Annotated in this window: 13 protein-coding genes, 1 pseudogene and 1 riboswitch; of the genes and pseudogenes, 7 read left to right on the forward strand and 7 right to left on the reverse strand. The window is 68.3% G+C overall.

The genetic code is table 11. The features are described from left to right. The 7 genes from H7290_RS15405 to H7290_RS15435 all read right to left on the reverse strand — a co-directional run. A partial coding sequence (locus H7290_RS15405) for a heterodisulfide reductase-related iron-sulfur binding cluster (RefSeq protein WP_290514903.1) occupies positions 1-2,570 on the reverse strand: 2,570 nt, incomplete at its 3' end. Positions 2,571-2,681: 111 nt separating this feature from the next. Next, a complete protein-coding gene (locus tag H7290_RS15410) occupies positions 2,682-3,836 on the reverse strand; it encodes an MFS transporter (protein WP_290514904.1) in 1,155 nt (384 codons plus the stop codon). A gap of 225 nt (positions 3,837-4,061) precedes the next feature. Further along, the gene (locus H7290_RS15415; protein WP_290514905.1) at positions 4,062-4,607 is read right to left on the reverse strand and encodes an NUDIX hydrolase family protein; all 546 of its coding nucleotides are present in this window, start codon (positions 4,605-4,607) and stop codon (positions 4,062-4,064) included. A 133-nt stretch (positions 4,608-4,740) separates the two neighbouring features. Then, positions 4,741-6,252 (reverse strand): hypothetical protein, encoded by a 1,512-nt coding sequence (locus H7290_RS15420; RefSeq protein WP_290514906.1) that lies wholly within the window; start codon positions 6,250-6,252, stop codon positions 4,741-4,743. After that, on the reverse strand, positions 6,249-6,869 hold the full coding sequence (locus H7290_RS15425) for a hypothetical protein (RefSeq protein WP_290514907.1): 621 nt from the start codon (positions 6,867-6,869) through the stop codon (positions 6,249-6,251). The genes H7290_RS15420 and H7290_RS15425 overlap by 4 nt, the downstream gene beginning before the upstream one ends. Then, positions 6,866-7,204, reverse strand: coding sequence for a hypothetical protein (locus H7290_RS15430; RefSeq protein WP_290514908.1), 339 nt, complete (start codon positions 7,202-7,204; stop codon positions 6,866-6,868). The genes H7290_RS15425 and H7290_RS15430 overlap by 4 nt, the downstream gene beginning before the upstream one ends. A gap of 242 nt (positions 7,205-7,446) precedes the next feature. Beyond that, a complete protein-coding gene (locus H7290_RS15435) occupies positions 7,447-8,112 on the reverse strand; it encodes a GPP34 family phosphoprotein (protein ID WP_290514909.1) in 666 nt (221 codons plus the stop codon). A 40-nt stretch (positions 8,113-8,152) separates the two neighbouring features. Here H7290_RS15435 and H7290_RS15440 point away from each other — a divergent pair, with 40 nt between their 5' ends. From H7290_RS15440 to H7290_RS15470, 7 genes and pseudogenes are all read left to right on the forward strand, one after another. Further along, on the forward strand, positions 8,153-9,562 hold the full coding sequence (locus H7290_RS15440) for an FAD-binding oxidoreductase (RefSeq protein WP_290514910.1): 1,410 nt from the start codon (positions 8,153-8,155) through the stop codon (positions 9,560-9,562). Positions 9,563-9,619: 57 nt separating this feature from the next. Continuing rightward, positions 9,620-10,006 (forward strand): ankyrin repeat domain-containing protein, encoded by a 387-nt coding sequence (locus tag H7290_RS15445; protein WP_290514911.1) that lies wholly within the window; start codon positions 9,620-9,622, stop codon positions 10,004-10,006. A 7-nt stretch (positions 10,007-10,013) separates the two neighbouring features. Further along, a riboswitch (TPP riboswitch) is annotated at positions 10,014-10,123 on the forward strand. Beyond that, entirely contained in the window at positions 10,113-10,739 is a 627-nt protein-coding gene (locus H7290_RS15450) for an ECF transporter S component (protein ID WP_290514912.1), read from the forward strand. It overlaps the preceding riboswitch by 11 nt. Continuing rightward, entirely contained in the window at positions 10,740-12,143 is a 1,404-nt protein-coding gene (locus H7290_RS15455) for an ATP-binding cassette domain-containing protein (protein WP_290514913.1), read from the forward strand. Continuing rightward, positions 12,140-12,838 carry an energy-coupling factor transporter transmembrane protein EcfT gene (locus H7290_RS15460; RefSeq protein ID WP_290514914.1) on the forward strand — a complete coding sequence of 233 codons (699 nt, stop codon included), beginning with the start codon at positions 12,140-12,142 and terminating at the stop codon, positions 12,836-12,838. Before H7290_RS15455 ends, H7290_RS15460 begins: the two co-directional genes overlap by 4 nt. A gap of 92 nt (positions 12,839-12,930) precedes the next feature. Next, positions 12,931-13,389 carry a MaoC family dehydratase gene (locus H7290_RS15465; RefSeq protein WP_290514915.1) on the forward strand — a complete coding sequence of 153 codons (459 nt, stop codon included), beginning with the start codon at positions 12,931-12,933 and terminating at the stop codon, positions 13,387-13,389. 1 nt (position 13,390) lies between these two features. Next, positions 13,391-13,701 (forward strand): annotated as a pseudogene (locus H7290_RS15470) (acyl-CoA dehydrogenase); the annotation flags it as partial.

Raw genomic sequence — 13,701 nt, forward strand, 5'->3', positions numbered from 1 at the left:
ACAGCCTCGACTTCCTCGACAGGGTGGGCCTCGTCGTCGCTGGAAGCAGTGGCTTCAGTGGCGTGGGCGGCTGCCGCGGCGTCCTCGGACTTGGTGATCGAGTCGGGGTCGGCCGCATCGGCGGGGTTCGGCTCGGACTCCTCGGCCGGATCGTCCTTGGCCTCTGACTCGGGGGCCTCGACCGGCACTGGGTCCGGCGTCGACTCCGAGGCTTCGGCGACATCGGCGCGGGGCGCGCCACCCTGGCCTCCGGTGGCCGAGCCCTTGTCGTCGATGGCGATGTTGTGGGCGGCGGCAACGGCCTTGTCGGCATCGCTCGCTCCACCGCCACCGTCCCCGGCGGCGGACGCGGCGGTCGTGGTTGCCTCGGCGATGCCGGCGTCTGCGTCAGCCGCCGACGGTCCGCGCTTGACGCCCGCGAGCAGCAGCTGCGCGACGTCGAGCACCTCGACCTCCTCGCGGGCAGCGCCCTCGGACTGCTTGAGGGTGAGCCCGTCGGACATCATGATGCGGCAGAACGGGCAGCCGACCGCGATCTGGTCGGCGCCGGTCGCGATGGCCTCCTCCGTGCGGTTGACGTTGATGCGCGAGCCGAGCGACTCCTCCATCCACATCCGGGCACCCCCGGCGCCACAGCAGAACGACTTCTCGGTGTTGCGCGGCATCTCGGTGAACTCGGCACCGGGGATGACTTGCAGCAGCTCCCGCGGCGGCTCATAGACCTTGTTGTGACGACCGAGGAAGCACGGGTCGTGGTAGGTGATCTTCTTCTTCTCGACGGACGGGTCATCGGGGGCGATCGGCGTGAGACGGCCCTCGCGCACGAGCCGGTTCAGCAGCTGCGTGTGGTGGACGACCTCGAGCTCGACGCCGAACTCGGCGTACTCGTTCTTGAGCGAGTTGAAGCAGTGTGCGCAGGTCGAGACGACCTTCTTGACCTTGGTCTCCTTGAAGACCTCGGCGTTCTGCATCGCGAGCTGCTGGAAGACGATCTCGTTGCCGGCGCGACGGGCCGGGTCACCCGTGCAGGTCTCGCCGTCACCCAGCACCGCGAACGACACGCCCGCCATGTCGAGCAGCTCGGCGACAGCCTGCGTGGTCTTCTTGGCACGATCTTCGAACGCACCGGCGCAGCCGACCCAGAAGAGCCACTCGACCTCGTCGAGGTCCTCGACGTCGACGCCGACCTGCTTGACCTCGAAGTCGAGCTTCTTGGCCCAGTCCATGCGGCCCTTGGGGTCCATGCCCCACGGGTTCCCCTTGCGCTCGAGACCCTTGAAGATGTTGTTGAGCTCGGCCGGGAAGTTCGACTCGACGAGCACCTGGAAGCGACGCATGTCGTCGATGTGGTCGACGTGCTCGATGTCAACGGGGCACTGCTGCACGCACGCGCCGCAGTTGGTGCACGACCAGAGCACGTCGGGGTCAATGACTCCATACATCTCGGAGTCGCCGATCAGGGGACGCTCGAGCTCTCGCTTCTCCTCGTCGCTGAGCTTGCTCTGCTCCTCCTCGGACAGGGCGAGGAGCGGTGCCTTGGCGTACGCGTGCTCGCGCAGGCCCATGATGAGCAGCTTGGGTGAGAGCGGCTTGTCCGTGGCCCAGGCAGGGCACTGGCTCTGGCAACGTCCGCACTCGGTGCACGTCGTGAAGTCGAGAATGCCCTTCCAGGTGAAGTCCTCGACCTTGCCGACGCCGAGCTTGGCGAAGTCCTCTTCCTCGAGCTCATCCATGTCTTCGAGGTCGAGGGCCTTGCCCTTGATGTAGATGGGCTGCAGTCCGCCGAGGGCGGTGCTGCCGTCGGACTCACGCTTGAACCAGATGTTGGGCCAGGCCGTGAAGCGATGCCACGCGATGCCCATCGTAAGATTGCGGGCGATCACGATGAGCCAGACCATCGCCAGGACGATCTTGAACATCGCGACGAAGAAGATGACGTCCTCGAGCGAGCCCTTGCCGTCGGGGTACAGGGCGTCGCCGACGTACGAGCTGAGCGGGAAATGGGCTCTGCCGCCGTTCTCGCCGCCGTGGTGCAGCTCGATGAGCTTGTACTCCGCGCCACGGATGAACAGGATGGCCGCGCCTTCGAGCAGGACCATGAGCTCGACGAAGTAGGCCTGCCAGAACGTCGAGCCGAAGAATCGTGATTTGCGACCCTGCGAGCGCGGGTGGTTGAGCTGCCGCACAGCGATCAGGAAGATGATGCCAATCGTGCTGAGCAGGCCGAGGGCCTCGGCGACCCATTCGTAGAGATAGAAGTGGCCGATCAGGGGGAAGGCGAAGTCAGGGTTGAACAACTGGAAGTAGCCCTGCAGGACTGCCGTGCTCAGGAGGATGAAAGCCGCGTAGACGAACCAGTGCATGATGCCGACCCAGCGCTTCTGCATCATGCGCGTGTGACCGAACGTCTCGACCGCCATGTTGACGGTTCGCTTGAGTGGTTTGTCGCGCCGACCGATCACGGGCTGCCCGGTGCGCAAGACTCTGACCATGCTCCGGACGGCAAGCGTGGTCAACGGCAGTGCGATGGCAGTGAAGATGATCGACAAAGTGATCGCGACAACCTGCATGAAGGCCCCAATTCTCCTGTGAAACGACCCTGACAGTAGGGCTGACATTATCCGGTCGCGAGTCTCCGTGCTGGGTCGGGGGAGCCAAAGCCCCGGGCGGTGAAGTGCATGTCACACGGTGTCGTGGAGGTGCTCACCCCGCACCGGCACCAGGGGAATGGCCAGCAGGGGGAACAACGCGACCGCGGCAAACGCAAATCCGTAACCCTGCCCGGCGACGACTGCACCCACCAGCGGAGGGACGAGGGCCGACGCAACGTACTGCCCGGTGTTCTGCAGCCCCATGGCCCGTCCCGACCAGTACGGCCCTCCGATCTCGGCGACCGAGGTGAAGGCCAGCCCGTTGTCGGCGACGGTGACCGCTGTGGCAATGACGATGAGCGACACCGCCAGTGGGGTGCTGGACAGCAGCCCGAGCGCGAGCATCGTTGCGGCGGCGACGATGGCGACGGTGCGCATCGGGCCGAGACGGCTGCCGACCCGATCGGACCACCAACCCGCACCGATGCGTCCGGCTGCGCCCAGGACCTGGGTCGCGGCGAGAAGCGCGCTGGCGGCGAATGTCGACCAGCCCCTGTCGTCGATGAGCCAGACCAGCATGTACGTCCAGACGGTGAACTGCGGCACCACGAGCAGTGCCGACGCCAGGTGGATGCGCCAGAGCCGGTTGTCACGCGTGTACGGATTCGCGAGGTGTCCGAGATCAGCTGCCTCCGTGCGGTTGGGCCGGGGCGGGTCGACGATCAGGGTCGCGGCGAGCAGGGTGGCGATGGCGCAGATCGCTGCGATGACGGTCATCGTGGTGGCGAGTCCACGGGCGTCGACGAGGTTCGACACCACGAGTGCCGAGATGCCGACGCCAAGGGGGAGAGCGGTCTGCCGGATGCCCATCGCGGTGCCGCGCCGATTGGCGGGAAACCATCCGACGACGACGCGTCCGCTGGCCGAGTTGGCGCTCGCTGCGCCGATGCCCCCCACGAAGAACCAGACCCCGAGCCCGAGCAGCGACGGGCTGAGGCTGGCACCGAGCGCGGCGATCGTGACGATCACGAGACCTGCGGTCATCGAGGCACGCTCGCCGATGCGATCGACGACCAAGCCCCAGGCAACGAGCGCCACCATCGTGCCGGCCAGCGGCGCAGCGGCGATGGTGCCGGCCTCGACGAGGCTCAGGCCGCGCTCGAGGTGCAGGTACGGGATCAGGAAGGGTGCACCGTTGACGAAGATCGTGCCGGCGATCTGGCCGATCATCGAGACGGCGAGCATGACCCAACGGTGAGGAATCCTCCGGTTGCTCGTCACCACTCGCTCACCATCGTGTCCATATCCTGATACGAATTGTCTCAGGATCTAGGATACGCACCCTCTCACAGGTCGACGACCGTCAGAGGTTCTTCTCCACGCCCACGTGGCATGCGGTACAGCCGAGCCGCTCGAAGAAGCCTTGCCGGTGAGTGTGGCCAGTGCTGGAGGTCAGTGGCACGAGCACCGTCAGGGCAGCGCGCCGACCGATGCCAGCGCCTGCTTGAGAAGCCAGCCCCGACCGCCCTCCATGTCTCCGAGCACCTCCGCCGAAGCTGCCTCGAGCGGCGTCAGCCAGGTCAGCTCGAGAGCATCGTGTCGAGGGTTGCAGTCGCCGGTGACAGGCACGACATAGGCCAGTGCAACGGCGTGCTGGCGCGGGTCGTGCAGCGGCGACAGGCCGGGCATCGGGAAGTACTCGGCCACCGAGAAGGGCACGGTGGTGGTCGGCAGCTGGGGAAACGCGGTGGGGCCCAGATCCTTCTCGAGGTTGCGAAGCAGCGCCTCACGGACCGACTCGCCATGCATGACGCGTCCGGATACCAGCGTGCGCGTCATGGCGCCGGTCGTGGACGACCCGCGCAGAAGCACGCCGACCGACTCGACCTGGCCGAGCGAGTTGACGCGGACAGGAACCGCCTCGACGTAGAGGATCGGGACACGTGCCCGGGTCTCCTCGAGAGCGAAATCCGGGAGCCAGCCCGGGTTGGGATCAGGGGTGCGAACCGAAGGCATGGGCAACATCCTCGCCCATGGCTGGTCGCGAGGTCATGTAGCCGCGCAGAAACACGGTTCCCGTAGGCGGAATCTGGTGGGTCGTGGCCTGCTCGGACGCCGCTGCTCGGACGCCGCTGTTCGGCCGGCCGTTTCACCGAGAAAGCGTCAACACCACGAGTGCGATCAGAACGGTGGCTGCCACCAAGGCAATCTGGGTGACATTCAGACTTCGGCTGAGAGTGGCTCTGTTGGCCGACCGGTCAGTTGAGGAGGCAGCCGTTGGCGTGGGACGCGACGTGTCATCAGGGCTGTTCGCCAGGTGGCGCGCTCGCAGCACCTGGATGAACAATCCCGCAGCGAGGGCGGACAGGGGAGCTGCGGTCGTCCAGTAGCGCGAGCCGGTGAGGTGGACGAGAGGCTGGGCGAGCAGCGCACCGAGCCCGAGCTTGAGAGCGATGCTGACCACCTGCTGGTCGAAGGACTTGCGAAGGACGGCCAGCATCATCGCGACCACGATGGCCAGCATCGCGAAGAACATGACAACGGTGATCGCGACCGACACCGCCACGCCCGTGGCGTTGGCCCCGTGGGACCGCAGGGATGAGGCGAAGCCTCCCGGATGCAGCGTGTACCGGCCGAGGTTGCTCAGCACTTCGCGCGTGTAGCTCTGGGGCGTGACTCTGGTGCGTGCATATGCCGACATCTGCTGCTGCACCTCGACCTCGCTGCGTCCGGTCGCCCGGGCGACCTCGCGGGAGTACCGGAGGGGGCTGAACCAGATGGTGCTGCCCGGGTCGCACGTGCCGAAGCACACCCGGTCAGTGTCGCCGAACGTGTTGGCCAGGACGATTGGGACCGAGGTGGTCGTGACGACTCGTGCATCCAGAGTCTGCGAGGCGAACGTGGACCAGGGCAGGAGAACCATGACGAAGACGGCAATCGCGCTGCCCAGGAACTGCAGACCGCGAGAGCGCTCGCGTCCGCGCAGGAGCAGGACCGTGGACGCCCCGATCATGATGAGCATGCCGAACACCAGCAGAGTCGCGCTGGAACGGAAGTAGACAGCCGCGATGGCGATCAGCCCCAGCAGCGTTCCTTGTCGCAAGTCTGGCGATCTCCCGTCTCTGAGGCGACGCATGATCGCGATCAGGTGCGTGACGAGCACCAGTATCAGGAGGCCGGCCCAGAGGTCGCCCCACGCACTGTAGGAGAACAACAGCCACGTCGGGACCAGTCCGGGAAACACCAGGAGGGCGCCGGCGTACAGGTCGCCGAGCTCTCGCCGCACAGTCAGAGCAGTCAGTACCAGCAACAGGCTGGAGAGGACGCCGAGGTACGCCCGGATCACGATCACCGAAGAGTCAGGATCGATCACGAAGAGCGGCGTCAGCACAACGGACATGCCGGGCATGAACCAGCCGCTGCCCACCACGTTCCGGCGCAGCTCCTCCATGTCCACGGGTCCGAAGGAGGAGAGATCGCGGACCAGGTTCGACAGGGCCCGGCCCCCGTCGACGTACGCCGCCTCGTCTCCTTCCAACGGGGCGCCTGCCACCAGCGGGAAGACCACGACCTTCAACACGACATGGGTCGCGAGGAGCAGGGCCAGCACCATGTCGGCCCGTGGCCGACGTGCCTGCCCGCGGACGACGGGGATGGTCATGAGTTGGTGTCCCACTGAGGGGGGAATTGCTTGGTCGAGTAGGGCTGCGAACACGCGGGGCCGTGCGACGTCAGCTCTGAGACCGGTAGGTCGAGCACGAGAGTGCCGCGGACGATCGAGGTCTCCGGGACCCCCTTGAGGGCAGTCACCTTGATGCCCACCCGGCCCACACCGCGCTCGGTCAGGACCAGGCCCCCGGGGCTCGGGGGCTTTGCCTGGACGAAGCCGGCGGAGAGGAAAGCTTCCGTGACCTTTCGCCGCACGGCGTCGGCGTCGATCAGGTCGTACTGCATCACCAGTCGTCGTCGTTCGTGACCAGCCGGCCCGACATCACCGTCCGAACGCACTTGGTGTGGGAACGCGAAGGCCACGCCGTCGGGCAGCGGCCGGCAACCGTTCGTCAGGGCCGGAGGGGGCAGGTCGGGGCGGTAGCTCCCAATCGGCTGTGCGCGTCCGAAAGACGCGCTGAACCCGATAATGAGCAGAATGATCGCGGCCAGGGCGACAACGGTGAGGCGCCGGGCGTGCAGGACGCGGGGAACGCGAGGCGGCTCGGTGATCGAATCGGACGCACGGGTCGGCTGAAGGGGACGCGTGCTGCGCGCGAGGAACGTCACGGGCAGCCACGGGCGCGGTCAGCCGGCGGAGTTCGGGGACCGTCGTGGCCGACGTCGATGGTCACCGTGACCGAGTCCCCGTGCAGGCGTGGGTCAACACGATCCCGGGCATGCTGGGCTCCGTCATTCGTGAGGTTGCGTGCTGAGCGAGCAGAGTGGTGCGGGTCTCCGACGAACCGGCGCTGCGCATCGCTTCCGGCCTGCAGGCGTCCAAGCACGGGATTCATCGTCTCAGCGAGTCGGGTCGTCTCGTCACCGCCCCCAGGCGCGAGCACACAGGCCGAGATGACCACCATGTCGTGCGCGTCGATCTCCCCAGCGATCGCCAGCCGCACCGCGCACCTCTTCGTTGATCCCCGTGCCATTCTCGCCGTTCGACGTTGAGAGAACACTGAGAACGGCTGGGGCTGCGCCCAAGAACATGTGATCCGAGACGATGTGACCGAACGGCCAGTGGATCTAACGGGCCGACGTTGCGGAGATGGAGTTCATCCCTTCCACCTCCAAGGAGAAGGCCAATTGAGGCACCGGGCGCCTGGTGGTGCGGTGGATCCCCGACTTCGACGCGCAGCGAGCCCTAGCCGCCGGCAGTCCCGACGATCGACGCGCCGACGATCGCCGCGGTCATCGCACCCTGTGCTGCCTGGATGGCGTCGCGCACACCCTCGCTGGCCCAGTCGCCCTCGGCGACGATCTTGGCCCGGGCCTTGGCTTTCTTGCGGTCGGCCTTGTCGACGAACAGTGTGGTGAGGTCGGCGGCTGCGAGCAGGCCCACCAGGGGGCCGGTCTCCGCATCTGCGGGCTGGTCGAGGAGGAGGACCGCCCGCACCCGGGCGAGGAGGTTGTCGCGCCGCCCGGTGTCGAGGATGTCGTGACGGGTCAGCGGGAAGAGCCCGAGCGCCTTCTCGTGGCGAGGGCGCACAGAGCCCTTGGCGGTGAGAGCGGCATAGAGGTGCTGCCGGGCCTTCTTGCCGAGCTGTGTCACGGTGCTCTGCGGTGTCTGGCGTCCGCGATTGCGCACGCGTTCGAAGGCAGCCTGCACGACGGGGTCGTCGACCCTCGCGTAGTCGACCACCACGACGCGTGGCTTGCGTCCCGCGGCGTCGAGCGCGAGTCGTCCAGCGGCGACGAGATCGAAGAGGATCGCACCACCGAACACGGCGTCGGACTTCATCGACCCGACGCGGGCCCTGCCGCTGTCGGGATCGGTGACCAGCAAGAGGAAGTCCTCGGCGGTGCTCATGCCTCACCGTAGACCGGTGCCTGGGTGGCAGCATGGGCACATGACCCGCTCTTATGCCGCCCGGACCGACGACGGCGTCGCCAACGGCGGAGTGTCCTTCTGGTGGCAGCAGATCGGCATCCCGGAGCCGCGGCCGGCCCTCGATGGCGACCTCGACTGCGACGTCTGCATCGTCGGGGCGGGCCTGAGCGGGCTCTGGACCGCCTACTACCTGGCCATGCTCGACCCGAGCCTCGACATCGTGGTGCTCGAGGCAGAGTTCGCGGGCTTCGGCGCATCGGGACGCAACGGTGGTTGGCTCTCGGCCGAGCTGTCAGGCAGCAAGGAGCGGTACGCCGCGACCCACGGCGCCGAGGGCGTACGAGCACTCGTCACGGCCATGGAGGAGGCGGTCGACGAGGTCATCGGGGTGTGCTCTGCCGAGGGTGTCGATGCCGACATAGTCAAGGCTGGCGTCCTGTATGTGGCCCGGACGCCGGCGCAGCTGACGCGGATGCACGAGGGGCTGAGGAGCGATGCGGCGTGGGGCGTCGGCGAGAGCCATCAACGCGAGCTGACCGCCACCGAGCTCACCGGACGGCTCGTCGTCGACGGAGCACTCGGAGCGACCTTCAGCCCGCACTGCGCGCGCGTGCACCCGGCCAAGCTGGTGCAGGGCATCGCCGCGGCTGCCGAACGTCGCGGCGTCCGCATCCTCGAGCAGACCCGTGCCGACCGCATCGAGGCCGGCGTCGTCACGACGTCCCGAGGGCGGGTCCGGGCGCCGCGCATCCTTCGGTGCCTCGAGGGTTACACCGCCGGCATCCCGGGGCAGCGACGCACGTGGCTGCCGATGAACTCCGCGATGATCGTCACCGAGCCGCTTCCGGATGACGTCTGGGAGGCGATCGGTTGGCAGGGTTCCGAGCTGCTCGGCGACAGCGCGAACGCCTACTGCTACGCCCAGCGCACCGCCGACGGCCGTATCGCCCTCGGCGGCCGTGGCATCCCCTACAGGTTCGGGTCGCACACCGACGTCGACGGGCAGACGCAGGGCTGGACCATCGACTCGCTGACGCAGATCCTGCACGGGATGTTCCCGGCCACGACGCAGACGCGAATCGACCATGCATGGTGCGGCGTGCTCGGCGTGCCGAGGGACTGGTGCGCGAGCGTCTCCTTCACCTCGTCCACGGGCCTCGGCTGGGCCGGTGGCTATGTCGGTAGCGGCCTCACCACGACCAACCTGGCCGGGCGCACCCTCGCCGACCTCGTGCTCGGCCGCGACACCGACCTTGTACGGCTGCCGTGGGTCAACCGATCCGTCCGCCGGTGGGAGCCCGAGCCACTGCGCTGGCTGGGGGTGCGGGCGATGTACGGGCTCTATCGGGAGGCAGACCGGCGCGAGGGCGGCGGGTTGTCCCGGCCAAGTCGGCTGGCTCGACTGGGCGACCGCCTCACCGGGCGATGACAGCAGGGTCGTGACCACAGGTGTGGATGTCCGTCGGCCGCGCCTAGTCTCGTACCCATGTCTGACCTCGATCCGCGACTCGTCGAGCTCGCCCACCGCATGTTCGACCTGGCCCGGGAGGGGGGTGCCGAGACGCTGGCTCCCTACGTCGACAAGGGCGTGCCGGTCGACATGACGGACGCTTCGGGCAACACGCTGCTGATGCTCGCCGCCTACCACGGCCAGGCCGACACGGTTGCCGCGCTGCTCGAGCGGGGCGCCGACACCGACCGGCTCAACGACCGCGGGCAGAGCCCCCTGGCAGGCGCGATCTTCAAGGGTGAGGACGAGGTCGTCCGTCTCCTCGTTGCCGCCGGCGCAGACCCCGACGTCGGCACGCCGTCAGCCCGCGCGACGGCCACAATGTTCGAACGTCTCTACCTGCTCGACGGAACCGAAGGGTAGAGTCGAGCCACCACGACAGGGGAGCGCCAACGCAGAGGCGCTGAGAGTGCGGACCAGCCGCAGACCCTTGAACCTGCCCCGGTTAGTACCGGCGAAGGGAGTCACGATGAACTCTGCCAAGACGTCCACATCGACCACGAGGTTCGGCGCGCGCTACCGCACGATCGACCTCGTCACGATGACGACGCTCGCCGTTGCCTTCGGCGTCATCTTCTGGGGATGGGGCAAGCTCTACGCGCCGCTCAGCGGCCTGGCTGTCTTCTCTTTCCCCCCGTCGGCTGCGCTGCTGGCAGGCCCCTGGCTCGCCGCGGGCGTCATCGGCGGCCTGATCATCCGCAAGCCCGGTGCCGCGTTCGCGACGGAGTTCCTGGCCGCCGCGGTGTCCACGGTCGTCATCGGTGGCACCGAGTGGGGGTGGACGGTCTTCGCCTCCGGGCTCTTCCAGGGCCTCGGCGCCGAGCTGATCTTCCTCGCGGTCTTCTACAAGCGTTTCGGGGTCGTCGTCGCGATGGCTGCGGGCGCGGGCGCAGCGATCATCGAGGCGTTCTACGAGTGGACGCAGCCGTTCACCGCGGAGTGGGACTTCGGCTACAAGCTGGCCCACCTCGGATTCCTGACCCTGTCCGGCATCGTCGTTGCCGGCATCGGCGGGTGGCTGCTGGTCCGGGCCCTCGCGCAGACCGGGGTGCTCGATGCCTTCGGCCCCGGACGAGACGCGGCCGACGAGCAGTAGATGCCTCTCGCCCCACGGGGTGAGGTGCGGTTCGCCGGGTTCACCTGGCGCCCACTGGGTCGTCGTGAGCCGGTCGTCCGAGACCTCGACCTGCATGTCGAGGCAGGCGAGCGCGTCCTGTTGCTGGGCGTGAGCGGCGCCGGCAAGAGCACGCTCCTGCACGCCCTGGCGGGTGCGTTGGGCAGCACCATCGCCGGCACGTCCGAGGGGCTCGCGGAGGTCGGCGGTCGGCTGGGTCTGCTCCCCCAAGGCTTCGCCGACGCCGTGGTCGCCGACCGCGTCGGGCGCGATGTGGCGTTCGGACCCGAGAACCTCGGGCTGTCGCGCGATGAGATCTGGCGTCGCGTCGACGCGGCGCTCGAGGCGGTCGCCCTGCCGTACGGACGCGACCATCTCACGTCGGCCCTGTCCGGTGGTGAGTCACAGCGGCTCGCCCTCGCAGGTGTGCTGGCCCTTGCCCCGGACGTCCTGCTGCTCGACGAACCGACGTCGATGCTGGATGCTCCGACTGCGGCCACCGTGCGCGACGCGGTGCTCAACGTCGCCGGGGGGCGCACCCTCATCGTGGTCGAGCACCGCTTCGAGCCGTGGCTGGAGCACGTCGACCGCGTCATCGTGCTCGCAGGCGGCGGCGCCGGCATCGTGCACGACGGATCGGTCGCGAGCTTCCTTGCCGGCCCTCCACCGGACGGGTTGTGGATGCCGGGCCTTCCGGCACCGGTCCCGCTCGACGTCCCGTCCCGTTTGGTGAGCCCCGCCGGCAAGGTCCTCGAGCCCCGCCTCGAGCGGGTCGGGGTCGACCTCGTGACGCGCACACTGCGCGGCCTCCAGCGGACGCGCGCCCTCGACGGTGTCGACCTCGCGCTCACCGCGGGACAGTGCACGGCACTCGTCGGTCCCAGTGGAGCGGGCAAGTCGACAGCCCTGGCGGTGCTCGGAGGATTGATCGGTCCGACGGACGGCCGGGCGATCCCCGACCTACGGCGTCGGCGCAGCCGCGACCTCGCTCGCGACGTCGGCTGGGTTCCGCAGGTCCCCGAGCACGGATTCGTGACTACCGACGTGGGGCAGGAAATGGCTCTCACCGCCGGTGTCGTGGGTCGCGATATCGACGTCATGGCTGTCCTGGAGACGCTCGGACTGGGACATCTCGGCACGACGAACCCCTATCGTCTGTCCGGCGGCGAGCAGCGCCGACTGGCACTGGCGGCAGCGCTGGTGCACCGCCCGGGACTCGTGCTCCTCGACGAGCCGACCGTCGGCCAGGACCGTCACACGTGGGCGGCCGTCGCCGGGTGGATCGTCGCGGCGGCACGCGAGGGCGCTGCTGTCGGGGTGTCGACCCACGACGACGACCTGCCGGCTGACCTCCGCGTAGCCATGGCGGCAGGGTCCGTCGCGTGAGGACGGCCGTGACGCGGGTCAATCCGCTGGTCCTGCTGGCCGTCGGTGGCTTCTCGCTGCTCGGCTCGTTCTTCGTCCGTGATCTGACGACCGCCGCTGTTGCCCTCGCGGCGTACGGGCTGGTCGCGCTCGTGTTGCTGCCGTCGTGGCGGTTCCCGCTGGTCTGCCTCGGCTTCTCGCTGTTCGGTGCGGTGACGGTCGTCTACTCGACGTGGCGGCTCGGCAGCGGCGGGATCGAGCCTGCGCTCGTGCAGGGGCTTCGGCTCATCGTGCTCGCGTGGCCCGGCTCGGTCGCGATCGGCTACCTTGACCCGGCCCGGCTCGGCGACCACCTCGCGCAGACCCTGCACCTGCCGGCCCGTCCGGTGGCGGCCTTCTCGGCCTCGCTGCAGCGCTTCGCGGCCTTCGGGCACGCGTGGACCCAGCTGGAGCGCACCCGACGGGTGCGAGGAATCGGCACGACCCGCAACCCGCTGACCAACGTCCGCTGGGTGCGGGGCATGTCGTTCGCCCTGCTGGTGCACGCGATGCGCGGCGCGACGAGGTCCGCGATCGCGATGGACTCCCGAGGATTTGCCTCGGCGCAGGATCGGACCTGGGCCGAGCCCGCCACCTGGACCCGCCTCGACCGCGCCGGCCTCGCCGTTTCAGCGCTCCTCGGCCTCGTCCCCGTGATTGCCCACCTCTCGACCTGACGGGGCCGACGGGCAATGACTGCTCTGGCGCGGTGCACCGTGTTCGGGCTAGTGTGCGAACTAAGCAAGCGCTTACCAACCGGAGGTTCCGCATGACCCGTGTGTTCGACAGTCTCGACGACTTCAAGGCGGCTGCCGGTGAGGAGCTGGGGACGAGCGACTGGCTCACGGTCACGCAGGAGCAGATCAACACCTTCGCGGACGCGACCGGCGACCATCAGTGGATCCACGTCGACCCCGAGCGGGCGGCGACCGGCCCGTTCGGCGGCACCATCGCGCACGGCTACCTCACACTGTCGCTGCTGCCGGTCTTCGCCGAGCAGATCTACTCCATCAACGGTCTCGCCTTCGGCATGAACTACGGCGCCAACAAGATCCGTTTCCCCAGTCCTGTCCCCGTCAACTCCCGTCTGCGCGCGACCGCGACCCTCAAGGAGACCGCCGACATCCCGATCGGCACCCAGGGGATAGTCAACTTCGTGATTGAGCGCGAAGGAGCGGACAAACCCGTCTGCATCGCCGAGGTCGTCTACGTCATGGCAGGTGAGTGAGATGGAGTTCGGCTACGACAGCAGGACACGGGACCTCATCGGGCAGGTCGAGGCCTTCATGGACGAGCACGTCTACCCCGCCGAGGCCCTGGCTCACGAGCAGATGCAGGCAGCGATCAAGGCTGACAGCTGGGAGCCGCCGGCCGTCCTGAAGGACCTGCAGGCCGAGGCTCGCAAGCGGGGCTTGTGGAACTTCTCCCTCCCCGGTGCCGAGGGTGCCGGCCTGACCAACCTGCAGTACGCGCCTCTGGCCGAGATCACGGGTCGCAGCATCCAGCTGGCTCCCGCCGCGTTCAACTGTGCGGCGCCGGA

Source organism: Aeromicrobium sp. (genome assembly GCF_014378035.1).
Lineage (GTDB): Bacteria > Actinomycetota > Actinomycetes > Propionibacteriales > Nocardioidaceae > Aeromicrobium.